26 protein-coding genes are annotated in these 23,624 nt (G+C 62.7%); 10 read left to right on the forward strand and 16 right to left on the reverse strand.

Annotated features, from left to right (window positions below; genetic code table 11):
- From VIM98_RS00595 to tsaB, 6 genes are all read left to right on the forward strand, one after another.
- Positions 1–493: hypothetical protein (locus VIM98_RS00595; RefSeq protein ID WP_331991144.1), on the forward strand; the 493-nt coding region annotated here is incomplete at its 5' end.
- Positions 494–700: 207 nt separating this feature from the next.
- On the forward strand, positions 701–1,612 hold the full coding sequence (locus VIM98_RS00600; protein ID WP_331991145.1) for a hypothetical protein: 912 nt from the start codon (positions 701–703) through the stop codon (positions 1,610–1,612).
- Positions 1,613–1,641: 29 nt separating this feature from the next.
- Positions 1,642–2,169: a hypothetical protein gene (locus VIM98_RS00605; RefSeq protein ID WP_331991146.1), complete on the forward strand. Its 528-nt coding sequence runs from the start codon at positions 1,642–1,644 to the stop codon at positions 2,167–2,169.
- A gap of 97 nt (positions 2,170–2,266) precedes the next feature.
- Complete coding sequence (locus VIM98_RS00610) at positions 2,267–4,213, forward strand: ATP-dependent DNA helicase (RefSeq protein ID WP_331991147.1); 1,947 nt, start codon at positions 2,267–2,269, stop codon at positions 4,211–4,213.
- A 107-nt stretch (positions 4,214–4,320) separates the two neighbouring features.
- Positions 4,321–5,670 (forward strand): cell envelope integrity protein CreD, encoded by a 1,350-nt coding sequence (creD, locus tag VIM98_RS00615; RefSeq protein ID WP_331991148.1) that lies wholly within the window; start codon positions 4,321–4,323, stop codon positions 5,668–5,670.
- Entirely contained in the window at positions 5,667–6,356 is a 690-nt protein-coding gene (gene tsaB, locus VIM98_RS00620; RefSeq protein WP_331991149.1) for a tRNA (adenosine(37)-N6)-threonylcarbamoyltransferase complex dimerization subunit type 1 TsaB, read from the forward strand. Before creD ends, tsaB begins: the two co-directional genes overlap by 4 nt.
- 7 nt (positions 6,357–6,363) lie before the next feature.
- On the opposite strand, the gene VIM98_RS00625 is transcribed toward tsaB, so the two are convergent.
- Positions 6,364–7,386 (reverse strand): YeiH family protein, encoded by a 1,023-nt coding sequence (locus VIM98_RS00625; RefSeq protein ID WP_331991150.1) that lies wholly within the window; start codon positions 7,384–7,386, stop codon positions 6,364–6,366.
- A gap of 89 nt (positions 7,387–7,475) precedes the next feature.
- On the opposite strand from VIM98_RS00625, the gene VIM98_RS00630 reads away from it, so the two are divergent.
- Positions 7,476–8,354, forward strand: a complete 879-nt coding sequence (locus VIM98_RS00630) for a LysR family transcriptional regulator (RefSeq protein ID WP_331991151.1) — start codon at positions 7,476–7,478, stop codon at positions 8,352–8,354.
- A gap of 313 nt (positions 8,355–8,667) precedes the next feature.
- On the opposite strand, the gene VIM98_RS00635 is transcribed toward VIM98_RS00630, so the two are convergent.
- Entirely contained in the window at positions 8,668–9,135 is a 468-nt protein-coding gene (locus VIM98_RS00635; protein ID WP_331991152.1) for a nuclear transport factor 2 family protein, read from the reverse strand.
- An 83-nt stretch (positions 9,136–9,218) separates the two neighbouring features.
- On the opposite strand from VIM98_RS00635, the gene VIM98_RS00640 reads away from it, so the two are divergent.
- Positions 9,219–9,776 (forward strand): TetR/AcrR family transcriptional regulator, encoded by a 558-nt coding sequence (locus tag VIM98_RS00640; RefSeq protein WP_331991153.1) that lies wholly within the window; start codon positions 9,219–9,221, stop codon positions 9,774–9,776.
- Between the two features lie 6 nt (positions 9,777–9,782).
- On the opposite strand, the gene ptsP is transcribed toward VIM98_RS00640, so the two are convergent.
- The 12 genes from ptsP to VIM98_RS00700 form a co-directional block, all read right to left on the reverse strand.
- Positions 9,783–11,531, reverse strand: coding sequence for a phosphoenolpyruvate--protein phosphotransferase (gene ptsP, locus VIM98_RS00645; RefSeq protein ID WP_331991154.1), 1,749 nt, complete (start codon positions 11,529–11,531; stop codon positions 9,783–9,785).
- Between the two features lie 160 nt (positions 11,532–11,691).
- Positions 11,692–11,961, reverse strand: coding sequence for an HPr family phosphocarrier protein (locus tag VIM98_RS00650; protein ID WP_331991155.1), 270 nt, complete (start codon positions 11,959–11,961; stop codon positions 11,692–11,694).
- Positions 11,954–12,346: a PTS fructose IIA subunit family protein gene (locus VIM98_RS00655; RefSeq protein WP_331991156.1), complete on the reverse strand. Its 393-nt coding sequence runs from the start codon at positions 12,344–12,346 to the stop codon at positions 11,954–11,956. The genes VIM98_RS00650 and VIM98_RS00655 overlap by 8 nt, the downstream gene beginning before the upstream one ends.
- A 46-nt stretch (positions 12,347–12,392) precedes the next feature.
- A complete protein-coding gene (gene rapZ, locus VIM98_RS00660; RefSeq protein ID WP_331991157.1) occupies positions 12,393–13,295 on the reverse strand; it encodes an RNase adapter RapZ in 903 nt (300 codons plus the stop codon).
- 15 nt (positions 13,296–13,310) lie between these two features.
- The gene (gene hprK, locus VIM98_RS00665) at positions 13,311–14,261 is read right to left on the reverse strand and encodes an HPr(Ser) kinase/phosphatase (RefSeq protein WP_331991158.1); all 951 of its coding nucleotides are present in this window, start codon (positions 14,259–14,261) and stop codon (positions 13,311–13,313) included.
- Positions 14,262–14,487: 226 nt separating this feature from the next.
- Positions 14,488–14,811 carry a ribosome hibernation-promoting factor, HPF/YfiA family gene (hpf, locus tag VIM98_RS00670; RefSeq protein WP_331991159.1) on the reverse strand — a complete coding sequence of 108 codons (324 nt, stop codon included), beginning with the start codon at positions 14,809–14,811 and terminating at the stop codon, positions 14,488–14,490.
- 154 nt (positions 14,812–14,965) lie between these two features.
- On the reverse strand, positions 14,966–16,435 hold the full coding sequence (locus tag VIM98_RS00675; protein WP_331991160.1) for an RNA polymerase factor sigma-54: 1,470 nt from the start codon (positions 16,433–16,435) through the stop codon (positions 14,966–14,968).
- A gap of 178 nt (positions 16,436–16,613) precedes the next feature.
- Positions 16,614–17,333, reverse strand: a complete 720-nt coding sequence (gene lptB, locus VIM98_RS00680; RefSeq protein ID WP_331991161.1) for an LPS export ABC transporter ATP-binding protein — start codon at positions 17,331–17,333, stop codon at positions 16,614–16,616.
- 16 nt (positions 17,334–17,349) lie between these two features.
- Positions 17,350–17,871, reverse strand: a complete 522-nt coding sequence (gene lptA, locus VIM98_RS00685; RefSeq protein ID WP_331991162.1) for a lipopolysaccharide transport periplasmic protein LptA — start codon at positions 17,869–17,871, stop codon at positions 17,350–17,352.
- A complete protein-coding gene (gene lptC, locus VIM98_RS00690) occupies positions 17,855–18,517 on the reverse strand; it encodes an LPS export ABC transporter periplasmic protein LptC (protein WP_331991163.1) in 663 nt (220 codons plus the stop codon). Before lptC ends, lptA begins: the two co-directional genes overlap by 17 nt.
- Complete coding sequence (locus VIM98_RS00695; protein ID WP_331991164.1) at positions 18,514–19,059, reverse strand: HAD-IIIA family hydrolase; 546 nt, start codon at positions 19,057–19,059, stop codon at positions 18,514–18,516. Before VIM98_RS00695 ends, lptC begins: the two co-directional genes overlap by 4 nt.
- 140 nt (positions 19,060–19,199) lie before the next feature.
- The gene (locus VIM98_RS00700) at positions 19,200–20,213 is read right to left on the reverse strand and encodes a KpsF/GutQ family sugar-phosphate isomerase (RefSeq protein WP_331991165.1); all 1,014 of its coding nucleotides are present in this window, start codon (positions 20,211–20,213) and stop codon (positions 19,200–19,202) included.
- Positions 20,214–20,441: 228 nt separating this feature from the next.
- Between VIM98_RS00700 and VIM98_RS00705 the strand changes: the two genes are divergently transcribed.
- Together VIM98_RS00705 and murA are read left to right on the forward strand one after the other, a co-directional pair.
- A complete protein-coding gene (locus VIM98_RS00705; RefSeq protein WP_331991166.1) occupies positions 20,442–20,681 on the forward strand; it encodes a BolA family protein in 240 nt (79 codons plus the stop codon).
- Between the two features lie 45 nt (positions 20,682–20,726).
- Positions 20,727–21,986, forward strand: a complete 1,260-nt coding sequence (murA, locus tag VIM98_RS00710; RefSeq protein ID WP_331991167.1) for a UDP-N-acetylglucosamine 1-carboxyvinyltransferase — start codon at positions 20,727–20,729, stop codon at positions 21,984–21,986.
- Between the two features lie 65 nt (positions 21,987–22,051).
- Here the strand turns inward: murA and VIM98_RS00715 are convergent, their stop codons facing one another.
- Together VIM98_RS00715 and purN are read right to left on the reverse strand one after the other, a co-directional pair.
- Positions 22,052–22,756, reverse strand: a complete 705-nt coding sequence (locus VIM98_RS00715) for a DUF3108 domain-containing protein (RefSeq protein ID WP_331991168.1) — start codon at positions 22,754–22,756, stop codon at positions 22,052–22,054.
- 133 nt (positions 22,757–22,889) lie between these two features.
- Positions 22,890–23,561, reverse strand: a complete 672-nt coding sequence (gene purN / locus VIM98_RS00720; RefSeq protein ID WP_331991169.1) for a phosphoribosylglycinamide formyltransferase — start codon at positions 23,559–23,561, stop codon at positions 22,890–22,892.
- Between the last annotated feature and the right edge of the window lie 63 nt (positions 23,562–23,624).

Here is a 23,624-nt window from a genome sequence, read left to right on the forward strand (position 1 = left end):
TGCGCTATATCAGAACCAGCAGCGCGAGTGTGGCTATGTTCCCAACAAGTTTGTCGGCAACTTTCGCTATCCGAACGGCTATTTCGATATCCCGGACCAGAGTCCGACACGGGATCATGCCGAATTCGTGATCTATCTGGACCGCTTCGATCGGCCGACCTGCAATTGGGAGTTTGCTTCGCCTGGCCTTCGACTACTCGATACGCGCACCGGTCGGGAAGCCTTTAGTGTCTTTGGGACTGATGAGCAACTAAGTGCAGGTGCGGTCACGCGAGAGATCTGTAAATTTGTTACTGCTAAGTACCCCAATGGATGCTGGATCGGCAGCCCGCCGGCGATGGCGGACCATGTCGTCCGCGTTTCTTACACCCTTACGGTTTCGAAGGACTCCGCGCCTCTTCGATTGCGCAAGCCGGGTTTTTTCAGCCTTTTTGTGCAACCAGTAACGTCGCCGGCCCCTGCTGGCTCGTCGCATGATACGCCGCGCCATTGATGGCACTCGTGACCACCAAGGAGACAGGACATGTCACTCCCTCCCGAGCAATATGCTTTTCTCGCTAGCAGGATCTACGATCCAGTTGAGGTTAGGAAAGAGCTGGAAAGCGATACACACAAATACCTGGTGCATTATGTGTCGCCATACTCCGCGACAAATTACCGTGGCGCTGTGGTCCAGGATTTGGCAAGCAAGGAGCTGATCGTGTTGAACAAGGGCACTGATCCGTCCAGCATTCATGACATCCTCGCCGACGTCGGCATGGGCGTGATGAGTGCGCCGACCCAATGGCCTGAAGCAGCCGCAACGATGCGCAAGGCGCTGGATATCGCCGGGGAGCTCGATATCCCGCCCAGTGCCATCAGCGCCACCGGCCATTCGCTTGGCGGCGCCCTGACACAGCTTCAGGCGGCGAAGTTCGGCGTACACGCTGAAACCTTCAACAGTTACGGTGCGGCAGCGATGGCGCAGCGTCTGGGAATGGATATTGCCGCCGCGCAACAGCATGTGGTCAATCACCGCATGTATCACGACCCCGTATCGGTCCTGGCCACTTCGTTGGGTCCGACAGTCGACTACATGGATGCCGAGGATTATCTGCGGCATGCGTCTCCCGGCATGCACCTTGCGCAGGAGGTGGGCGCCACCCTGGCCGGTCATGGCATCGGCAACTTCTGGGATAAAGAGGGTAACCAGCCAGGTGCGATATTCACGCATAATTATATGCACGACATGCTCGAGCGACAGCGGCCGATGCATGAGCGCCTGCCACCCGGCATGCCGCTGAATGCAACGCTGGGCGATCTGTTCGGCGATCTCGGGCAGCCGCAACCCGCGCCGGCAGCGCTGCAAACGCCGGGCCGTGGCGCTTCGATGGATAACTGGTACGAGCATTTGTGCGCCACGCTGATGACAGATGACGATCGTGCATTTCGTCAGGCGCTGGATCGGCTCCCCGACTCGGATATCAGCCAGCAGTGGCACGAGCAGGCGCTGCAACGTGTGGAAATGCAAGACCACCAGGCCGCGTTGGAACAGCAACTCCAGCAAGCCCAGCAGGAGGCGCAGTCGCTTGCACAACAGGTCAGCGCGCCAGTCTTGGTGAGGTCGTACTGATGAATCCGGTCAATTCACAAAGTCATACCATGCATGCGGCTGATCTGGTGGCGCGTCTGGCTCGGCTGAGCCAGGAGCTGGGTGAACGCAACCGGCAGGCGGTCGAGCAGTTGCAACGCGCCAGCCAATCTGCTCCTGCCGTATTGCGGCAAGCCGCCGATCAGGCCTGGAGCGGGCTATCTTCCCGCGCCAACGAATCGGTGCAGCAGGGCCTGCAAGGGCCATTGGACGGATTAGGTCGACATATCGCCGACAGTATCGCCCGTATGCAGACAGCCACGCAGGGCTTGATGCAGGCACAGCAGCGCATGCAATCGACGGTACGCAAATTGCACTGGCTGGTAGGAGCGGTCGCCATGGTCATGCTGTTGGCGCTCATCGCCGGTACTGCCATGGTTCGACATTACCGTGGAGTCATCGCAGAGCATCAGATTCAGGCTGAGCTTATGCGAGCCTACAACCAGGCCGATGTCACGTTGTGCGACGGTCGCCTGTGCGCCAATGTGGAGCGGAACGGCAAGAGTTATCAGGGCTACGTTCCAATCAAACCGCGCTGAAACGTTCAAGAAGGCGGCCGGAGTGAACCCGCCACGGCAAATCGATACCCTGGATCGCCGCCTTAAAAGGGCGCTTTAAATCGGCGATACTAGATCGATGACCGACCCGGATATCTCCGTACTGCTCGGTGCGGACGGCCCTTTCGCCCGCGACCTGCCCAACTTCCTGCCCCGCGAGGCGCAGCAGGAGATGGCGCGCGCCGTGCAGCATGCGATTGCCGAGCGCGACATCCTGATCGCCGAAGCCGGCACCGGTACCGGCAAGACCTATGCCTATCTTGTCCCAGCCTTGCTCTCCGGCGAGCGCGTCATTGTCTCGACAGGCACCAAGGCGTTGCAGGATCAGCTGTATTTCCGCGATCTTCCGAAAGTACGTTCCGTGCTCGGCGCACGCTTGAAAACGGCCTTGCTCAAGGGCCGCGCGAATTACTTGTGCCTGTACCGGCTCGACCAGACCGTGCGCGAAGGCGTCAGCTTCGATCGCTCGCAGGCTTCGCAGCTCGCTTCGATTCGCTCCTGGTCGGCGCGCACGCGCTACGGCGATCGCATGGAGCTGGCCGAAGTACCGGAAGAATCGCCCTTGTGGCCGCGCGTAACCTCTACGCCGGAGAACTGCCTGGGCGTGGAGTGTCCGTTCTATGACGATTGCCACGTGATCAAGGCGCGCCGGGCTGCGCAGGAAGCCGATATCGTCGTGGTCAATCACCACCTGCTGTTCGCCGATCTGGCACTCAAGCAGGAGGGCTTCGGTGAAATCCTGCCCGGTGCGCAGGCTTTCATCCTGGACGAAGCGCATCAGATTCCCGAACTGGCCGGGCAGTTCTTCTCGCAAAGCGTCAGTGCGCGGCAACTCACCGAGCTGGCGCAGGACAGCTTGAGCGAATGCAATGGCATCACCGGCGCCATCGGTGCCGTGCTCGAGCCGGTGGAGGCTTTGCAGGAAGCCGTTCGCAAATTGCGTCTGGAACTGGACCGCTTGCCGCAGCGCGGGCCATTCCATCAACTCGAGTCGTCCACCGATGTTCGCGCAGGCCTGCACGATGTGCGTGAGCTGGTAGCCGCACTGGCGGACGTACTGGCGTCGCAGGCCGAGCGTTCGCGTGGTTTCGCCAATGTGTTCGAGCGCGCATCGAGCTTGAGCGATCGTTTCGATCGCATCGTCGAAGGTGGCGGTGACCGCGACGTGCGATGGTACGAGCAATTTCCGCGCGGCTTCGCACTGCACGCCACGCCGCTGGATCTGGCCGCACCGCTGCGCGGTTTGCGCGAGCGCACACAGGCGGCATGGATCCATACATCGGCGACGTTATCGGTGGCCGGCGATTTCGGTCACTTGGCACGCCAGCTCGGCCTTGACGACCCGCAGACGCTGAGTCTGCAAAGCCCGTTCGATTACGCCAGGCAGGCACTGTGTTATTTGCCGCAAGGCCTGCCCGATCCGGCGGCGCGCGACCACACCGAGCGTGCGATCGATGCCGTGCTGCCGGTGCTGGAGGCTTCCAATGGACGCGCCTTCCTTTTGTTCACTTCGCACCGCGCACTGCGTCGCGCTGCCGACCTGCTGCACAATCGCGTCCCCTGGCCGCTGTTCGTGCAAGGCGATGCGCCGCGGCATCGCTTGCTGGAGGAGTTCCGCGCGAGCGGACATGGGGTGTTGTTGGGCGCTGCCAGTTTCTGGGAGGGCGTCGACGTACAGGGCGACGCCCTGTCGGTGGTGGTGATCGACAAGTTGCCATTCGCGGCACCGGACGATCCCGTGCTGCAGGCCCGGCTCGACGCGCTGGAGCAGGCCGGGATCAATCCCTTCATGGGCTGGCAGGTACCCAGTGCGGCTATTGCGCTGAAGCAGGGGGCCGGTCGCTTGATCCGGGACGTACGCGATCGCGGCGTACTGGTGCTATGCGATCCGCGCTTGACCGGCAAGGGCTATGGCAAGTTGTTTCTCGCCAGCCTGCCGCCGATGCCGCGAACGAACGATATCGCGGATGTGCGGGCATTCTTCGCACGGGTGCCGACTCTCGTGGACGAAGGCGCCGCGCCATAACTTTGCCTCCGGCGGGGCCGCCGCTGGCCTTGCCTATGCCCCGTGCCCGACGGATTGACGTGGTCAGATGGCCCATAAGTGCCATAGGTGCCAAGGAGAGATGGGCAATGAGGAATTGGACGCAGACCGTAACCGCCAAAGTGCTTGGCGTGGGCGTGCTTGCCCTGTTGATGCTCATTCCCCTGGCGCAGGTGCAGAGCCTCGTCACTGAGCGGCAAGCCATGCGCGAGACAGCCGTGACCCAGATTGCTCAAGGTTGGGGCGGCCAACAGATCTTGGGCGGCCCCGTGCTCGCGATTCCGGGCACGCGAAATGTGCTGCTGGCGGATAACCAGGCTACACGGGATGTCGCCACCACCGATGTGGTGTTGCCGGACGATCTGCAAACCGAGGTGAGCATGCAGGTACAGAGCCGCCGCTACGGCATTTACGCTGCACCGGTGTATCTGTCGACCGTGCATGTAACAGCGCGTTTCCTGCCGGAGGATGTCGAGCAAGCCAAGCGCGCAAGCACGTCGCAGTGGAAGGTCGACAAGGCCGAACTGCGTTTTTTGCTCAGCGATTTGCGCGGTTTGCGCAGCGCCGTCTTGCGCATCGACGGCAAGCCAGCGCGGTTCGCCTCGTCCGCCGAGCGTATGGGCGGCTTGTCGAGTGTAGTCGTCCCGGTGCCACTGGATTCACCGGACGGTAAGCCGATCGACGTGGATATACAAATGGAGCTGGCCGGTACCGAAGCGATGCAAGTATTGCCGCTGGGACGTAGCAGCGATGTGGCGATAAAAGCGCCCTGGGGCGATCCGAGCTTCATCGGTGCGGCATTACCGGTGGAACGCGAGATCCGGCCGGAGTATTTCAGCGCGCGCTGGCATGCGTCCGACCTGAATCGGAGCTACGGGCAATATTGGGAATACGCCGATGCCGGGATCGGCCAAGTGCTCGGCACCTCGGCATTCGGCGTGCAGCTTTACCAGCCGGTGGATATCTATCAGCGCAGCGAGCGCTCGGTGAAATACGGTCTGCTCTTTATCGGCATGACCTTCGTGGTGTTTTTCCTGTTCGAAGTGCTCAAGCGTATGCGAGTGCATCCGGTGCAGTACCTGTTGATCGGCGCGGCGTTGGCCACGTTCTACGTCTTGCTGCTCGCACTTTCGGAGCAAATCGGTTTTGCACCGGCGTATCTGGCGGCAGCTTCGGCGGTGGTACTGATCGTCGGCGGCTACGCGGCGTCGGTATTGCGCGCGCGCCGCGCGGGATTGTTGCTGGGAGGCGCGCTCGCCCTGGTCTATGCCTTGCTCTATGGGCTGGTAGCCGCGGAGCAATATGCCCTGCTGGCCGGTGCGTTCGCTTTGCTGGCTGCGGTCGCGCTCTTGATGTATCTCACCCGGCGCATCGACTGGTACGGCTATGCCCCGGTTTCCGCTCAGCGCTCCGATCCGGCTACCATGGAGCGATCATGAACCTGCTTGCCATCGAAACCGCTACCGAAGCCTGCTCCGTTGCACTGGTGCATGGCGATGAAATTATCGCCCGAAGCGAGTTGGCGCCGCGTCGCCACGCCGAACTGGTGCTGCCGATGGCCGATGCCTTGCTCGCCGAAACGGGGTTGGGGCGCCATGCACTCGACGCTATTGCCGTGGGCCGCGGTCCCGGCGCCTTCACCGGTGTACGGCTGGGTGTTTCGCTGGCGCAGGGCATGGCGCTTGCACTGGATCGTCCCGTAGTGACGGTGTCCTCGCTGGCCGCTCTGGCGCTTGAGGCCGAAGACGAAGACGCCGCCATCCTGGCCGTGATCGACGCGCGCATGGGCGAGATCTACGCCGCCTGTTACCGCCGCGACGATGCGGGCGGTCTGGTTGCGCTCGACGAGGAGCGCGTCTGTACAGCCGAGTCGCTGGTCTTGCCGGAAGCAGCGGCATGGCAGATTGTCGGCACCGGCTGGGCTACCTATGCCACGCCTCTGCGTGGACGTATGCCGGCTGAGCCGGTATGGGCCGAGGGCGCGCGCTATCCACAAGCACGCCATGTTGCCGAGCTGGCGGTGAGCGAATTCCGCCAGGGGCATGCGCATGCCCCTGAGCTGGCCTTGCCGGTCTATCTGCGCGACAAGATCGCTCTGACGTTGGCCGAGCAAGGACGAACCTGACGGGTGCTCAGAGCTGACCGATCGTCAGCTGCACCAGCAAGCTACTGATGGCAACGGCGGCCCACACGCCCAGTCCCAGCACGATCGGCCGCCAGCCGGTCGAGGCCATCTTGCGCAGGTTGGCGGACAGGCCGATGGCAGTCAGCGCCACGATGATCAGGAACTCGGCCAGTGCATGGATTGTCGGTTGCGCGGCAGCCGGCACGAGTCCCGCGCTGCGGATAGCCGAAGCGACCAGGAACCACAGGATGAACCACGGGAAGATGCGGCGCAGGCTGAAATCCCCGCTGCCCTTCTTCTTGGCATGCCATGCGGTGGCGAACGCCAGGATCAGGCAGATCGGGATGATCAGCGTGGCGCGCGTCAACTTGACGATGGTGGCGTAGTCGCCGGCGGCTTTGCTGAAGCTATAGCCTGCGGCCACTACGGAGGATGTGTCGTTGATCGCGGTACCGGCCCACAGACCGAAGCCGAGATCGGATAGATGCAGCAGGTGCCCAAGCAGGGGAAACAGTAGTACTGCCACCAGGTTGAACAGAAAAATCGTGGAAATCGCAAACGCGGTATCGTGCTCATCCGGTTTGATGATCGGCGTGACCGCTGCAATGGCCGAGCCGCCGCAGATGGCGGTGCCGACACCGATCAAGATTTTCAGCTTGTCGTGCACTTTCAGTAGACGGCCGAGCCCCCAGGCGGCGAGGAAGGCCATGGTCATCGTCACCAAGGTCACCGACAGCGATTCCAGGCCGGTTTTTGCGACCTGAGCGAGGCTGAGTCCGAAGCCCAGCGCGATGATCGACCATTGCAGCACCTGCTTGCCGGCGAACTGGATGCCAGGGGCATACCGCACGCCGGGAGCCAATAGATTGCGAACCAGGATGCCCAGGACAATACCGAATACCGGACCGCCGACCAGTGGTGCCAGCCGGCCGAGGCCGAGCGCGACCGAGGCGATCAGGATGGCCAGGACCAGGCCCGGCAGGCGCTGGCCGAAACGGGAGAGGGGGAGGGCGGAGGCGAGCGTGGACATAGGGGCGATTCCTTGGAGTGGCATCATTGTCCGGGCGCCGATCGATCAAGAAAACTTGGAATTTCTGATATAAGGCATAAAATATATTTATGCTTCATATCAGCACCCGCCAGCTCGAAGTGTTTGTCCAAACGGCATTGCTTGGCAGTCTGCGTGCTGCGGCAGATACCCTGCACCTCACCCAGCCAGCGGCGAGCATGGCCCTGGCCGAATTCGAACGCCTGCTGGGCGCCCCCGTCTTCGCGCGTGAGCGGGGGCGATTGCACCTGAACGCGCGCGGTCGGGAGTTGTTGCCGCTGGCGCAGGAACTGCTCGAGCGCCATGCCGAGTTCGGTCGCTTCGACGGTCGCGAAACGGTGTTGGCCGGCGAACTACGTGTCGGTGCGAGCAACACCGTAGGCAATTACCGTGTCGGCGAGTTGCTCGGTGGTTTCGTGCGCGCGCATCCGCAGGTCGCGGTGCGACTGCGCGTGGCCAATACCGACGCCATCGCACACGCCTTGCTGGAACACACGCTGGATATCGGTTGCGTGGAAGGGCCGGTCGCGCACCCGGCGCTGGAGTTGCGTACGTGGCGCGATGACGACCTGGTGGTATGCGCACCGCCGGATCATCCGTTAGCGCGCAAGCGCCGCCTGCGGCCGGAAGATTTCGCCGGTGCGCGTTGGGTATTGCGCGAACCTGGCTCTGCGACGCGCGTGACCAGCGAGCGCGCGCTGGCGTTGCTGCCGCCTGGGGAGACGGTGCTTGAGCTGGATCAGACGGAGGCGATAAAGCAGGCGGTGGTGGCCGGGCTCGGTATTGCGTGTTTGCCGCAGGTAGCCATCGTGGATGCCGTAGCTGCAGGGCGATTGAATGTGTTGCGGACGCCGTTTCTGGATCTGCGGCGCAAGCTTTCTTTGCTGCTGCACAAAGGGAAGTATCGCGGCGCGCTGTTGGAGGCGTTTTTGACTAGTATCGAGCGATAGAGGGAGCTGGCTGAGGCAAGCCACACTGCATCGCACTTACGTAATCTGCTCCCTCTCTCCAGACGTAGCGGGGGAGAGCAACTGTCTGGCAGGGGGAAGCTCTTGCGGGAGCCTACGGGCTCTTTGCCAGCCTTGAAAAGCTGAGGCAAGTACTTACCCTACGCCGCCCCTCCCCGGTAAACCAGGGCGGGAGCAAGTTACGCAAGCGCGAAACACCGAGATTCGCCGCAGTCGGCTCCCTCTCCCTGGCTCGCCGGGTGAGAGGGTGGGGTGAGGGGGCAACAAAGCCTCAGGCGCCGCGCCAACGTCGCCCTTAAAACCCAAAATCACTCAAGCCGGGGTGATCGTCCGGCCTGCGCCCGGAAGGCCAATGATACTTACGTTCGTCCGCCTCGATCGGCTGATCGTTGATGCTTGCATGCCGATGCTTCATCAGGCCGTTCTCGTCGAACTCCCAATTTTCATTGCCGTAACTGCGATACCACTGTCCCGAATCGTCGTGCCATTCGTAAGCAAAGCGCACCGCGATGCGATTGTCCTTGAACGCCCACAATTCCTTGATCAAGCGGTAGTCCAGTTCGCGATCCCATTTGCGCTGCAGGAATGCACGTACGGCATCGCGGCCATCGATGAACTCGGCACGATTGCGCCAGTGCGTATCGACGGTATAGACCTGCGACACGCGTTCCGGATCGCGGCTGTTCCAGGCGTCTTCGGCGAGACGGACTTTCTGCTTGGCGGTTTCTTCGGTGAAAGGAGGGACCGGCGGCTTGGTAGTCATGGCTTGGCCTTTGAGGAGGTGTAGACAGAGCTGTCTACATGACGAGGCTAGCGAATGTAGACAGACTTGTCTACCATGGCGCCATGAACAGTCAGGCAAGCCCTCGCGACCGCATCCTGCACACCGCTCACGACCTGTTTTATCGCGATGGGATTCGTGCGACCGGGATCGATCGGGTCATCGCCGACTCCGGGGTCACCAAGGTCACTTTCTATCGCCATTTCCCGAGCAAGAACGACCTGGTGCAGGCCTTTCTGGACTATCGCCACGAGCGCTGGATAGCGTGGTTCGTCGATGCGCTGGGTCGACACGGCGCCCGCGATGGCAAGCTGGCGCGTGCGGTGGTGGAGAGCATGCGCGAATGGTTCGAATCCGAAACCTTCCGCGGTTGCGCCTTCATCAACAGCGTGGTGGAGTTGGGAGGCAGCCTGCCGGATGTGCTGGATGTATCGCGTCACCACAAGCAGTCGATGGTCGACGCCGTCTCGATGTTTCTATCCGCATCTGCGCGCCGCCGCGGCGATGCGGTGACCATCGCCGTCGCTATCGATGGCGCGATCATCCGCGCGCAATACGATGAAACACCTGCTGCTGCGCTGAAAGCGCTGACTCGTTTATTGAGGGATTTCGATGGCGTATAGCCTGCCTCAGGCAGGCGCGACTTCGCCGGTCCCGATGTCGTTCAGCAAGCCGGCTACTTCCTCGTGCGAGCGCGCGCGGATCAGTCGTGGCGCATGCTTGCGTAACGCATGAAAATCCAGCGTGGCGATGCGGTCGCGCACTGCCAGCAACTGGCCCGGGTGCATGCTGAACTCGCATAAGCCCAGCGCCATCAGCAGTGCGGTGAAATTGATGTCGCCGCCTATCTCGCCGCACAGGCTGACGGGTTTCCCCGCGCGGCGTCCAGCGGTAATGACATGCGAGATGAGTCGCAGCAGTGCCGGCTGCAATGGGTTGTAGATGTTTTCCAGCGCATCGTTGCCGCGATCCGCGGCGAGCACATACTGCGCAAGGTCGTTGGTGCCGATCGCCAGGAAGTCGGCATGATCGAGCAGCTCGCGCACATTGATCGCCGCGGCCGGGACTTCGATCATTGCGCCGAGCGAGAGTTTTTCCGGCAGATCGATGTTTTCGCGCTTGAGGTCGGCACGCGCCAGTTTGAACAGCGTGCGTACGGCGATCAGTTCGTCCGGCTGGGTGACCATCGGTACTAGTACGCGCACCGGACCGTAGCAGGCTGCGCGCAGGATGGCGCGAATCTGCGTGGTGAATACGGCTGGGTAGCGGAGCGACAGGCGTACGCCGCGCACACCCAGTGCAGGATTGTCTTCGCCGCGCAGGGCCAGGCCGGCGGCATCGGCCTTGTCGGCGCCCAGATCCAATGTGCGGATCGTTACCGGCAGGCCGCCCATGCCGAGCACAAGATCGCGATAGGCGATGAATTGCTCGTCTTCCGACGGCAGGCCCTTATGGCGCAAGAACAGGAATTCGGTGCGATACAGGCCGACACCGTCGGCACCGCGCGCGCGGGCGGCGGCGATATCCGGTTGCATTTCGGCATTGGCGTAAAGGCGGATATCGACGCCGTCGCGGGTGCGCGTAGGCGCATGGGCCAGCGTTGCCAGGCGCCGCCCCTCCTGTGCCGCCTCGCGTTGCCAGGCGCGATAGCGGGCCAGATCCTGCGCCGTCGGATGTACCACCGCTTCGCCGCGTTCGCTGTCCAGCAGGATGAGGTCATCGTCGTGAATGGTGGAAAGCGCGTCGCGCACGCCGACCAGCATGGGCAAATCCAGGCTGCGTGCCAGGATCGCGCTATGCGAGTACGGGCTGCCGGAACTGGCCACGACACCCAGCAGGCCGTTGCCCGCAAGGTGCGCCATATCCGCCGGCGCGATCAGGTCGGCGATCAGGATTTCGCCCACGCGCGCGGCGATCTTGCGCTCTTCCACGCTGGTCTGGCGCTGCAGGGCCGAGATCACCCGGTTGATGACCTGGTCGATATCTTCCTTGCGGCTGCGCAGATAAGGATCGTCCATGGCCTCGAAGATGGCTGCGAGGCGATCGCGTTGTTTCTTCAGTGCCGCGCCGGGCCGGTAATGGCCGATGCGCACGAGATCGTCCAGGCCTCGCAGCAATTCGGGATCGTCCAACAGAAGGCTGTGCGCATCGATGAATTCATTGACTTCGCGTGCAAGCGCGCCGTGCAACTTGCCGCGCAGCTCACGCAATTCCTGCCGCGCCATATCGAGTGCGCGGTGCAGGCGTTCCAGTTCGCTGTCGACCTCCTCTTCGGCCAAGGGGCGGGTATCGACCAGATAGCGGCTTGGCTGTACCAGTCGCGCACGGCCCAGGGCCATGCCTTTGGAAGCGGAGGTGCCGGGCAGCAGCTGCCTCATGGGCATGCTCCCAGGAGGAGATACGAACGATGTACGAGCAGCAGGAGCATGGCGACGTTCGATGCATCGGGGGAGTCAGACAGAGCGGTATGCGCGCGGAAAGTTCCGGCGTGCGCATGCGCCGTTGGCTTCTGTTGATCGTCCCTATGCCTTCGCGCCATCAAGCACCTTCGTCGAATTTGCGATCGAACAACGCCACTACCGCATTCAGCGCGTTTTGTTCGTCGGGGCCCTCGGCACGAATCGTCAACGGCGTTCCCAGGCCCGCAGCCAGCATCATGACGCCCATGATGCTTTGCGCATTGACCTCACGCCCCCTGCTGACCAGCCATACCGTGGATTTGAAACTCTGCACCAGTTGCACCAGCTTGGCCGAAGCGCGTGCGTGCAGGCCGAGCTTGTTCGAAATGACAATGTCTTTTTCAAGCATGATCGATGAAGATTCCCCCGCGGCCACCGGTCGCGGCAATTTCCGCGAGTTCGTCGAGCGGCTTTTCCGCATAATTGAGTACGCGCAGCAACATCGGCAGGTTCAAGCCGGAGACACACCGCAGGCGCACGCCTGCCGAACCTAGCGAAAGGCCGATATTGCACGGCGTCGCGCCATACAGGTCGGCCAGCACCAGCACGCCGTCGCCTTGATCCAGTTCACGTGCGTGCTGTTCGGTCAGCGTACGCATGACATCCGGATCGGCCTGTCCCGGCACCTCGACCGCCTCGACTTTCAGCGGCAGCGTGGGCAGCACATGGTGTGCGGCCGAGATCAATGCCTGGCCGACGGCCTCGTGCGTCATCAACATCACTCCGACGCTCATGGTCGTCGTGCCCCCCAGTGGTTTGCTATGGCGTGCATGACAACTACTACTCAAGCTCACGATGGAAAATCAGCACATTGTCGCGTTGCTCGCGGTAATGTGCGGCCAGTTTCTCGGCCAGGTAAACCGAGCGGTGGCGGCCGCCGGTGCATCCGATGGAGATAGTCACATAACTGCGGTCGTCTTGCTCGAACCGCGGAAGCCAATTATCCAGCCAGCGGCTGGTATCGGCGAAATACTCGCCTACCATCGGCTGCTGGTCCAGAAATTCCCGTACTGGCGCGTCCTTGCCGGAGTAGGGCCGCAAGCGCACATCCCAGTGCGGGTTGGGCAGGCAGCGCGCGTCGAATACGAAGTCGGCGTCTGGCGGCAGGCCGCGCCTATAAGCGAACGACTCGAACATCAGCGTCAACCCGCGTGTTGCCTCGGCGTAGCCGGTGGCGATGAGACGGCGCAGCTGATGCACGTTCAGCTCGCTCGAATCGATGACCTTCTCGGCCAGCGACGACAACGGTCGCAGGATACGCCGCTCCTCGGCGATCGCGTCGGCCAGCGACAGGCCGCGCACGGACAATGGATGCTTGCGGCGCGTTTCTGAATAGCGCTTGATCAGGATATCGTCACGGCAATCGATGAAGATCAGGTGCACTTGCACGCCGGCTGAGGCCAGCTCCGACATCACCTGCGGTACCTGATGGAAATCGTCGCCGCGGTTGCGGACATCGATACCCACCGCAATATGCTTGCGCTGTCCGCTCTTGTCGTTGCGAATGACCGTGCCGACCAGGTCCTGGAGCAGGGTGGTAGGCAGGTTGTCGACGCAAAAGAAGCCCAGGTCCTCCAGCGCGCGCAGGGCGACAGTCTTGCCCCCGCCGGACATGCCGGTCAGGACGATCAGGTGCGTTTCGTTCGGTTCGATGCTGGAAACCAGCTGCGATGACTCGCTCATGAGGTTCTTTGGCTCTTACCAGGGCGGCAGCCGGCGCATCTGGTGCGCCTGGCGGTCGATGAAGGTCTGTGCCGGATCGATGCCCTTGCTCTTCAATACATGGCTGCGCACAGCCGCTTCCACAAGGACTGCCAGGTTACGGCCGGGGGCGACCGGGATGGTGATCATCGGGACCTGGACTTCGAGGATCTCGCGCCGCCCCACATCGCCGGTGAGCCGGTTCATGGCGTCGGTGTCTTCGCCGTCTCGCAAAGGCTTGAGATGAACGACCAGGCGCAGGTACTTCGATGGCTTGACCGCGGTATGGCCGAACATCTCACGGACGTTCAAGACGCCCAGGCCGCGTACTTCCAGCAGGTCCTGCAACAGTTCGGGGCAAGTGCCGTCGATCACGTCCGGGGCGATCAGGGTGAATTCGGTGGCGTCGTCGGCGACCAGGCGATGGCCGCGGCTGATCAGTTCCAGCGCCAGCTCGCTCTTGCCCGAGCCCGATTCGCCGGTGATGAGTACGCCGATAGAGAAAACCTCAAGGAAAACCCCGTGCAAGGTCATGCGCGGCGCCAGCATGCGCGCCAGGTAGTACTGCATCCAGGTCAGCAGCTCGTGGCCGCGCTTGGAGCTGATCCATAAGGGGGTATTGGTTTCCTCGGCCACCTCGCGCAAGTCGGACGGAATGGCCTGATCCTTGGTGACGATCATCGCCACGGGCTGGTAGGCGGCGATCTTGTTGATCGCTTCCCAGCGCTGCCGTGAATCCAGGCCGTCCAGGAAATTCAGTTCCTCGCTGCCGATGATCTGGATCTTGTTCGGGTAAATGACGTTCAGATAGCCGATCAACGAAGGGCGCCGGCTGATGGTCACGCTTTGCTCGAGCACACGCGCTTCACCCCGCATGCCGGACACCCAGCGCAGGGCCATGCGTTCGTGAACGCCGTCGTAAAGTTGTCGAGCGGTGAGGCGGTCCAATCGGGATCCTTCGCCCATCCGGGGCGCGGGCAACTGGCGACATTGTGCCAGCTTGGGCTCGATTGTGCGCTGCGGCAGGGGGGGGGGCGCGGTACCGCCCCGTCAGCGCCAGCCCCATGGCGTTGCCGGGAGCGGGCGGAGGAAAAGGGTATTTCGGAAGGAAAAGGGCTACTGGGCCCTACAGGATGCCTCCCCCGACACGGGGGCCGGGGGAGGCGCCAAGCCGTCAGCCGTATTGGCGTTCCTGGCGGACTTCGCGCTGGTGCTTGTCGCAAAGCTTGTCGCGATGCTTGCGCAGTTGCGCGGTGAGCTTGTCAAACAGGATATCGATGGAAGCGTACATGTCCGACTCGATGGCTTCGGCGTGCAACTGGGTCCCGTTGACGACCAGGTTGCCTTCGGCTCTTTGCTGGAGTTTGCTGACCGAAAGTACGACGCTGAGACTGAGTATCTTCTCGTCGAGGCGGGTGAGGCGGTCGAGCTTGGCCATCGCATGTTGCCGCAAGGCCGGGGTGACTTCGATCTGCTGACCGCTGAGTTGGAATTGCATGTTGCGCCTCCTCATGATGCTGGCCGCATTGCGCGGCTTGGGTTGGATGCGTCGTCGCGGTGGATTGCGAGACCGACACACCGTCAGTCATAAGCTGGGAACATTCTTGGCGCGATCAAGTTCCGCGCGCGTGCAGTTTTCGCTTGCTTGCCGTTCAACCGGCGCGTTGCCGCTCGCTGGAGCTCGGTATGCGCATAGCCTCCCTATATTTGGCGACCGTGCGGCGTGCCACCTGGATGCCCTTACGGCGCAGTTCTTCGGCGATCGCCTGGTCGGATAACGGTTTGCGGGTGTCTTCCGCATCGACGAGCTTGCGCAACATGGCCTGGATAGCCGTGGCCGATGCGCTGCCGCCGTCTTCGGTAGATACGCCGCTGGAGAAAAAGTGCTTGAGCTCGAACGTGCCACGAGGCGTATGGATGTATTTGCGCGTGGTTACACGGGAGATTGTCGATTCGTGCATGCCGACTTCCTCGGCCACTTCGCGGAGCACCAGCGGATGCATGGCTTCAGGACCGTAGTCGAGGAAAGCGCTTTGCCGACGGACAATGGCCTCGGCCACCTTGAGCAAGGTTTCGGCGCGCGATTCCAGGCTCTTGATGAGCCAGCGTGCTTCTTGCAACTGTCCGCGCATCCAGCTGGCATCCTCGCCGCGCGCTTGCGCGATCAGGTTGCAGTAGTGCTGGTTGAGACCCAGGCGTGGCTGGCAATCGGGATTGAGGCTCACACGCCAGCGGCCGCCATCCTTGCGCGCATAAACGTCCGGTGCGACGTATTCCACTGGCGTCGGGTCCATCGCCGCGCCAGGACGAGGGTCGAGGCTGCGGATCAGCACCGAAGCGGCGGCGACATCTTCTGGCTCGACGCGCAGACGTCGTGCGAGCTTGATCACATCGTTTCGCGCGAGCAATTCAAGTTCGGCGTCGACAATACGCAGCGCCAGTTCCAGGTGCGGCGTGGACGGATCGAACTGCTCGAGCTGCACGCGCAGACAATCGCGCAAATCGAGGCTGGCCACGCCGGTCGGATCGAAGCGTTGCACGATGCCGCGCACGCTTTCGACTTCCTCCATGCTTGCCTTCAGGTCGGACGGAAGAGCGGTGAGTACTGCCTCCAGGCCTTCACCGAGATAACCATCGGCATTGATCGCATCGATCAGCACCGTCGCGATGGTGCGCTGGCGCGGCGTCATATGGGCGAGATTGAGCTGCCAGAGCAAGTGCTCCTGCAATGTCTCCGGCGCGGCATTCTGTGGCTCGAAGCCGTCCTCGTCGCCATGATTGGAGCGACTGCCGCCGCTGCCATTGGAGAAATCGATCGGCTCGTCTCCCGGGCTATCGCTCCAGTCGACAGCCTCGGCATCGTCACTCGATGCGCCGTCGCTATCGGAGCTGGACGCCGGCGCCGGTGCGGGCGCGGTTTCGGCTGCTTCGTAATTATTTTCGTCGCCGATGGCGCCGTCAGGGGAATCTTCGGAGAACTCGAGCAGGGGATTGCTTTCGGCAATCTGACGCAGCTCGGCCTCCAGCTCCAACTGCGACAGTTGCAACAGGCGAATCGCCTGCTGAAGCTGTGGCGTGAGCGTCAACTGCTGATTGAGGCGAAACTGCAATCCGGTTTTCATGCGAGCCGGTGAACGTTGAGCTAGTGATCATCCTAACCCTCAAGACCCGGGGCGACCATAGCCCTAGTTGCCAGGGCGGTTAGGACATATAGACGAATGTGATTTAGATCAGACTTACGTTAAGGCAAGCCCCGCCCTACCGGCCGCGCAGCGTCCGGTAGGGCGCGGGGAACATTGCCTACAGCCGGAATTCGCGACCCAGATAGACTTCGCGCACCTTCTCGTCGGCCAGAATATGCGCCGGCGTACCGCGCGAAAGCACCTCGCCATCGTTAAGAATGTAGGCGCGGTCACAAATACCCAAGGTCTCGCGGACATTGTGATCGGTGATCAGCACACCGATGCCGCGTTCCTTCAGGTGCCGCACAATGCGCTGAATCTCGCCGACCGAAATCGGGTCGACGCCGGCGAACGGTTCGTCCAGCAACATATAGCGCGGTTGCGCGGCCAGGGCGCGGGCGATCTCTACGCGGCGGCGCTCGCCACCGGAAAGGCTGATGCCTTTCTGCTGGGCGATATGTGCGATCTTCAACTCGTCCAGCAGACTTTCCAGTTCGGCATTGCGCTGGCGCTGGTCGAGCCCGTCACGTAACTCGAGCACGGCCATGATGTTGTCGGCCACGGTCAAGCGGCGAAACACCGAGGCTTCCTGCGGCAGGTAGCCGATGCCCAGCTTGGCGCGGGAATGCATCGGCAGGCCGGTGATGTCCTGCTTGTCGAGCTTGATCAGGCCCGCATCGGCTTCGATCAGGCCCACGATCATGTAGAAACAGGTGGTCTTGCCGGCCCCGTTGGGGCCGAGCAGACCCACGACCTCACCCTCACGGATCGAGAAGGCGAAATCGCGCACGACCTGGCGCGTACGGAAACTCTTTTGTAAACCCTCGGCGGAAAGCATTAGCTACAACAACTCCTCAAGGCTTCGCGGCCGATTGCGCGGGTGCCGGCGTGGGTGCCGGGGCGGTGCCAGTCTTGGCCGGCGCTGCGCCTTGGGCGGTGCGAGGCTTGGGCAGGAAAGTCATGGTCACGCGGCCATCGCCGCCGCTTTCGCCGGTCATCTGGCTGGTCTGGGTGTTGTAGGTCAGCTTGTCGCCGTGCGCATCGCCACGACCCTGTTGCTTGACCACGGCATTGCCGGTCAGTACCGCGATGCCGTTGATATTGTCGTAATCCAACTGGGTGGCATCGCCGGTCATCAGATTGCCGGCGTCGTCGATCTGTTGGATATGCGCCGGCTTGCCGGTCATCACCATGCGGCTGACGTTCTGGTCGCCATCGAAATAGATCTTTGCCAGGTCGCCGGTCACTTTCATCGTGCCTTGGGTGATCACCACATTGCCCTTGAGCGTAGACACGCTGTTGGGAGCGTTGACGCCGTCGAACGAATTGGCGTGTTCGACGTTCATCGGCTTGTCGCGGTCATCCTTTCTTGCCATGGCTGGCTGCAGCGCCAGCAGCGCGAGGGCTAGCAGGCTGTACCGGACGACTCCGCGGGCGCGGGACGAAGGTGCCGTGGACGTCATTGAGAAGCTCCAGATGATTGTCGTTGAGGTTGGCACGCATGCCGACGCCGTTCATTCTACTTTCGCCCTGGGTCAACTGCGCCGGTTCCGCAGTCTCCATGCGGTTCTCCTTCGGCCAGGCGGTGACCTCGGAGGTATGCAGTTCGGCTGCCGGCGAATCGGCGAAGGCCGGCCGGTGCATATAGACCGCGCCCTGCAACTTGAGCAAGGTGCCAGCTTTGTCGACCCAGGCATAGGTCGAGTCGCCCGACCAGTCCGGCACGCCGGCCTGGTTGGAGGGCAGGTCGTATTTGGGGGCATTGATATAGAGCGATTCGTCGCCCTCGCGGCGTTCCAGGTGAGGCGCGGTCATGCCGAAGCTCGGCTGGCCGTCCTCGTCGTAGGACCAGAGTCGGAAATTGGTCAGGGTGTAGCCGGAGCGCGGCGGGCCAACGAAGTCGCTGACCTTGGGCGACGGCGCCAGCCACCAATAAACGCCCTGCACCAGGCCGATCGCCAACAGCAGGGCCGCGATCAGCACGGGCGTACCGCGATCGCGCAAGACGCCGGGCAACTTCATCGCCAACGCTCCCGTTCCGCATCGGCGCGGCCCTGGGCGATCAGCAGCAGATCGGCCACCTCGCGGGCTGCGCCCATACCGCCGCTGCGCCGGGTCTGCCAATGGGCTCGCTCGGCGATCCAGGGGTGGGCGTTGGCGACGGCAACTGCCAACCCGACGATGCTCATCGCCGGCAGGTCGGGCAGGTCGTCACCGACAAAAGCGGCTTGATCGGGCGCCAGTTTCAGCGCATCGAGCAATTCGTGCAGGCAGGCGCGCTTGTCGTTCTGGCCCTGATAGACGTGCGCAATGTCCAGTTCTTCGGCACGTAGCGCGACGGGGTGGCTGATTCGGGCGGACAGGATCGCTACCTGTATGCCATTGTTTTGCAAGAGTTTGAGGCCAAGCCCGTCGTGGACGTGAAAAATTTTTGCCTCATGCCCGTCTTCGCCGTACCAGAGGCGACCGTCGGTAAGCGTGCCGTCCACGTCGAACACCGCCAGACGAATCTTGGCGGCACGGGCAAGTACATCGGCGGGAACGTCGGCGAGATAGCTGGACACGGGACAGGACCTGGAATGCGTTGCTGGGCGGGGAGGGGGCCGCGGACGGCCATGGGACGGATCGATAACGCGCGAGCGTTACGGAAGCCTACAACCAGGCGCTTCCGCGATCCGTTCCCCCGTTCGGATTGATTCGCCCATCAGACCACGCGAGCGCGGAGCAGATCATGAATATTAAGCGCACCGACGACTTTCTGCTGCTCGTCGATCACCAGCAAGGCGTGGATCTGGTGCTTTTCCATAAGCTGGGCCGCCTCGATGGCCAGCTTGTCGGCGCTGATGGTCTTGGGGCCACGGGTCATCAGCTCGGCCACATTCGCGCCGCGCAGGTCCACGCCGTCGTCGTCCAGCGCGCGGCGCAAGTCGCCGTCCGTGAACACGCCGATCAGGCGACGGTCGGCATCGACCACGGCCGTCATGCCCAGGTGCTTACGGGTCATTTCCATCAACGCTTCGGTCAGCGTGGCTTCCGGCCGCACCGTCGGAATGCCTTCGCCGGTATGCATGATGTCGCTGATATGCAGCAGCAATCGACGCCCCAGGCTGCCGGCAGGGTGCGAGCGGGCAAAATCCTCTGAGGTAAAGCCGCGCGCTTCCAGCAACGCGACTGCCAGCGCGTCGCCCATGACCAGGGCGGCGGTAGTGCTCGCCGTCGGAGCCAGACCGAGCGGGCAGGCTTCTACAGCGATGCTGGTATCCAGATGCAGATCGGCCTGTTGTGCCAGGGAGGATTGCTCGTTGCCCGTAATCGCGATCAGCGGGATGCCCTGGCGTTTGATCACCGGCAGGATGAACAGGATCTCGTCGGTTTCGCCCGAATTGGACAGTGCCAATACCACGTCCTGGGGCAGGATCATGCCCAGGTCGCCATGGCTGGCCTCCCCCGGGTGCACGAAGAAGGCCGGGGTACCTGTGGAGGCCAGGGTAGCGGCGACTTTGCGCGCGATATGCCCGGATTTGCCCATGCCAATGACTACCACACGGCCCGCGCAGCCAAGGATCAACCGGCAGGCCTCGACGAAGTCGCGTCCGATACGCGGTTCCAGCGCGTGGATGGCGGCCGCCTCGGTGGCAATCACGGTCCGGGCACTACGCACGATGGCATCGGCGTCGATCAGAACCGGCGAGTTGGGGCTGGCGAAGTTGGCGTTCATGCATCCTCGGGGGCTGGATCTTCAAGGTCCGTGGGCCGGCTTTGGGACATGGCCGGCGACCTCCTTGTACGGTGCCGCTGGCTTGCCGGAAGCCCGCTGTCGTTTCTGCGACAGAAGATTTCCATTACCATGGCATATTCGCATTTTACCGTTATATGACGGCGCGTTGGGCGGAAGTATGCATGGCCGCCCCCTTTCGCGCCGCTCTCGATCTTCAGCAGGAACCCCATGGACGCAGTCACCATTCAGGCAATGATTGAAAACGGCCTGCCCGGCGCGCGCGCCGACGTCAGCGGCGACGACGGCGTGCACTTCGAAGCCGAGGTGATCGCCGCCCAGTTCGCCGGCAAGCTCCCCCTGGCCCGTCATCGCCTGGTCTATTCGACCCTGGGCGATCTCATGGGCGGTGCGATTCATGCCCTGGCGCTGAAGACCCTGACCCCAGAAGAGGCCGCGGCGCGCCGTTGATCGGTCGCGCCGCGCTTTCGTTAGATTCGTTTCCAAGGAAATTTGATGGCCAAGATCCTGATCAGCGGTGGTGAGCCGCTCCATGGCGAAGTGGGCATTTCCGGTGCCAAGAACGCCGTGTTGCCGATTCTCGCTTCCTGCCTGCTGGCCGACGAGCCGGTGGCGATCAGCAACGTGCCGCACCTGCACGACGTCACCACCTTCATCGAACTGCTCGGCCAGATGGGCACGCAACTGGTGCTGGACGATCGCATGAAGATGCATGTCGATCCGCGTCCCACCGATCGCTACTTCGCGCCTTACGATCTGGTGCGCACCATGCGCGCGTCGATCCTGGTGCTGGGGCCGCTGGTGGCACGCTTCGGCCAGGCCGAAGTCTCGTTGCCGGGCGGCTGCGCGATCGGCTCGCGTCCGGTCGACCAGCATATCCGCGGCCTTGAGGCGCTGGGCGCCGAAGTGGTCGTGGAGAACGGCTACATCAAGGCCCGCGCCAAGCGCTTGAAGGGCACACGCATTGCGATGGACATGGTTACCGTGACCGGTACCGAGAACATCATGATGGCCGCTGCGCTTGCCGAAGGCACCACGATCATCGAGAACGCAGCGCAGGAGCCCGAGGTCGTCGACCTGGCCAATTGCCTGATTGCGATGGGTGCGCACATCGAAGGCGCAGGCACGTCGACCATGGTCATCCATGGCGTCGAGCGCCTGCATGGCGCTGAGTACGAAGTGTTGCCCGATCGCATCGAGACCGGCACTTTCCTGGTCGGTGCGGCGATGACCGGGGGCAAGATCCGCGCACGCAATGCGCGCGCGAGCACGCTCGAATCGGTGCTTTCCAAGCTCGAAGATGCCGGCGCGCATATTTCCACCGGTCCGGACTGGATCGAGTTGGATATGCAGGGTCGCCGCCCGAAGGCGGTCAACATCACCACGGCGCCCTATCCGGCGTTTCCGACCGACATGCAGGCGCAATTTACCGCGCTCAACTGCATTGCCGAGGGCGTGGGCGTCATCACCGAGACGGTGTTCGAGAACCGCTTCATGCATGCGCACGAGTTGCAGCGTCTGGGCGCGGACATCCGCCTGGAGGGCAACACCGCCATCATCCAGGGTGTGGAAAAGATGAGCGGTGCGCCGATCATGGCGACCGACTTGCGCGCGTCCGCCTGCTTGGTGCTTGCCGGCCTGGTCGCGCAGGGCGATACCACAGTCGATCGCGTTTATCACATCGATCGTGGCTACGAGAACATCGAAGAGAAGCTCGGTGTGCTTGGCGCGAAGATTCGCCGGCTGCCGTCCTGAGGACGATCGACAGTCCATAAACAAAAGCCCCGCGACAACGGGGCTTTTTGCTATGCCTCGACGGTTTATTTGCCGCCTTGATAACTGATCAATTGCAGTGTCAGATCGCCGCCGTCGCTCTGCGCCAGCTTCACCGGCACGGGATATTTCTGCGGTACGTACCAGGCGCTGAAAGCCTTGTCGTTATCGGTACGCTCCACGCGCTCGGCCTGGAAAGTGCCGGCGGGGACTTGCACGTTGTCCTTGCCGGTGACCTTGAACTGCTGCGTCTCGACGTTGCGCTTGACTGCCACAGGCAGCGTCACTTCCTGCTTGCCTGCGCGCAACACCCAGCCGATCGCCAGCGGAGCGAGATTGCGGTCGACCATGCCCGCCGCGCCGGCATAGGTCGACGGCCCCTTGCCTTCGTCGATGGTCACCTGGCGATTGGCGTCCACTTCGACATGGCGGGTCTTGGTCTTGAAGGCATTGACGCGCGAATCGTAGACCTGTGTTTCCGGCGCGCCCTGATTGATGCGAAAGCGCGTGGTTTCGGTCGAGCTGGCGCCCAGTGCCGCAGCTAGTCCGCCCGTGCTCTTGACGTCGTTGCTGTAGACCCAACTGCCGCCACCGGCGGACTTCAGGGTCAGCGTTGCCTCGCCGATCGCCTGGCCACCTTGCAGTACCTGGTACTTCGCAGTGAAAGGGGTCGGCGTCACCGCCAGGACCGCGGTGGAAGACAGTGCCAACAGGCCAGCGATGAGAATGCGGGTACGGGTTTGGATAGTCATAAGGGCGGCAGTCTACGCTGCGATCCTGAACGGATGATGTGAATGGCCGCAGATGCTTGCGTGGCAGTTTTGTCGGGGCGGTTTCAGCGGTAACCCGCGGCTACCTCTTGGCTTATCTACAGGGCAGGCGGGATCATGGATGCGGGTGCAGTTGCCCCTCAAGCAGTCGCAACGGTGCCGTCAGCGCAGCGCCATCGAACAGGACCGTGTCCGCCCCCGCAAGGCCCAGCCGCCCTTCGGCAATACAACCGACCACTGCCGGCAGTAGCCGATGCTCATGCGCCAGCAGCCGCTGTGCGAGTGTGTCCTCGTCATCGTTCGGCATGACGGAAATACGCGCCTGTGCGATTACCGGGCCGCCGTCGAGTTCGGCTGTGACGTAATGCACGCTGGCGCCATGTTCCGCATCGCCAGCTTCGAGGGCGCGGCGATGCGTGTGCAAGCCTCGGTATTTCGGCAGCAGGGAAGGGTGGATATTGATCATGCGGCCCACCCAGGGCTGCAAGGCTCCACCATCGAGAATGCGCATGTAGCCGGCGAGCACGATCAGCTCGGCTCCACTGTCGGCGATGCGGGCGAACAAATCCAGGTCGAAATCGCGGCGGCTCGGATAGCTGCGCGGATTCAGCGCGAGGGTCGGCACGCCAGCCGCCTCTGCCAGGCGCAAGGCGCCAGCGTCGGCCTTGTCGCTAGCTACCAGCGTGGGCTGGATCGCCAGTCCGCCGCACTCGCGTGCAGTCAGCAGCGCGGCCAGATTGCTGCCGCGTCCGGAGGCGAGGACGGCGATGCGTAGAGGAGCGGTCATGTGTGCTGCATGCCTCGGCGTGCTGCCGGGACAGCAAAAAGTCGATTAGCCGATATGTACGCG

This window comes from Dyella sp. (assembly GCF_036568765.1).
Taxonomy (GTDB): Bacteria; Pseudomonadota; Gammaproteobacteria; order Xanthomonadales; family Rhodanobacteraceae; genus GSA-30.

Bases quoted from the DNA above. Each gene is read 5' to 3' on its own strand.
- lptC (WP_331991163.1), bottom strand. From the start codon at position 18,517: ATGAAGTTGCCCGGCGTCTTGCGCGATCGCGGTACGCCCGTGCTGATC.
- lptA (WP_331991162.1), bottom strand. From the start codon at position 17,871: ATGGCAAGAAAGGATGACCGCGACAAGCCGATGAACGTCGAACACGCC.
- hpf (WP_331991159.1), bottom strand. From the start codon at position 14,811: ATGCAATTCCAACTCAGCGGTCAGCAGATCGAAGTCACCCCGGCCTTG.
- VIM98_RS00700 (WP_331991165.1), bottom strand. From the start codon at position 20,213: ATGAACGCCAACTTCGCCAGCCCCAACTCGCCGGTTCTGATCGACGCC.
- VIM98_RS00655 (WP_331991156.1), bottom strand. From the start codon at position 12,346: ATGAGCGTCGGAGTGATGTTGATGACGCACGAGGCCGTCGGCCAGGCA.
- VIM98_RS00610 (WP_331991147.1), top strand. From the start codon at position 2,267: ATGACCGACCCGGATATCTCCGTACTGCTCGGTGCGGACGGCCCTTTC.
- creD (WP_331991148.1), top strand. From the start codon at position 4,321: ATGAGGAATTGGACGCAGACCGTAACCGCCAAAGTGCTTGGCGTGGGC.
- VIM98_RS00675 (WP_331991160.1), bottom strand. From the start codon at position 16,435: ATGAAAACCGGATTGCAGTTTCGCCTCAATCAGCAGTTGACGCTCACG.
- lptB (WP_331991161.1), bottom strand. From the start codon at position 17,333: ATGCTTTCCGCCGAGGGTTTACAAAAGAGTTTCCGTACGCGCCAGGTC.
- purN (WP_331991169.1), bottom strand. From the start codon at position 23,561: ATGACCGCTCCTCTACGCATCGCCGTCCTCGCCTCCGGACGCGGCAGC.
- ptsP (WP_331991154.1), bottom strand. From the start codon at position 11,531: ATGAGGCAGCTGCTGCCCGGCACCTCCGCTTCCAAAGGCATGGCCCTG.
- rapZ (WP_331991157.1), bottom strand. From the start codon at position 13,295: ATGAGCGAGTCATCGCAGCTGGTTTCCAGCATCGAACCGAACGAAACG.
- VIM98_RS00625 (WP_331991150.1), bottom strand. From the start codon at position 7,386: ATGTCCACGCTCGCCTCCGCCCTCCCCCTCTCCCGTTTCGGCCAGCGC.
- VIM98_RS00630 (WP_331991151.1), top strand. From the start codon at position 7,476: ATGCTTCATATCAGCACCCGCCAGCTCGAAGTGTTTGTCCAAACGGCA.
- VIM98_RS00640 (WP_331991153.1), top strand. From the start codon at position 9,219: ATGAACAGTCAGGCAAGCCCTCGCGACCGCATCCTGCACACCGCTCAC.
- VIM98_RS00605 (WP_331991146.1), top strand. From the start codon at position 1,642: ATGCATGCGGCTGATCTGGTGGCGCGTCTGGCTCGGCTGAGCCAGGAG.
- VIM98_RS00715 (WP_331991168.1), bottom strand. From the start codon at position 22,756: ATGACTATCCAAACCCGTACCCGCATTCTCATCGCTGGCCTGTTGGCA.
- VIM98_RS00650 (WP_331991155.1), bottom strand. From the start codon at position 11,961: ATGCTTGAAAAAGACATTGTCATTTCGAACAAGCTCGGCCTGCACGCA.
- murA (WP_331991167.1), top strand. From the start codon at position 20,727: ATGGCCAAGATCCTGATCAGCGGTGGTGAGCCGCTCCATGGCGAAGTG.
- VIM98_RS00635 (WP_331991152.1), bottom strand. From the start codon at position 9,135: ATGACTACCAAGCCGCCGGTCCCTCCTTTCACCGAAGAAACCGCCAAG.
- tsaB (WP_331991149.1), top strand. From the start codon at position 5,667: ATGAACCTGCTTGCCATCGAAACCGCTACCGAAGCCTGCTCCGTTGCA.
- VIM98_RS00705 (WP_331991166.1), top strand. From the start codon at position 20,442: ATGGACGCAGTCACCATTCAGGCAATGATTGAAAACGGCCTGCCCGGC.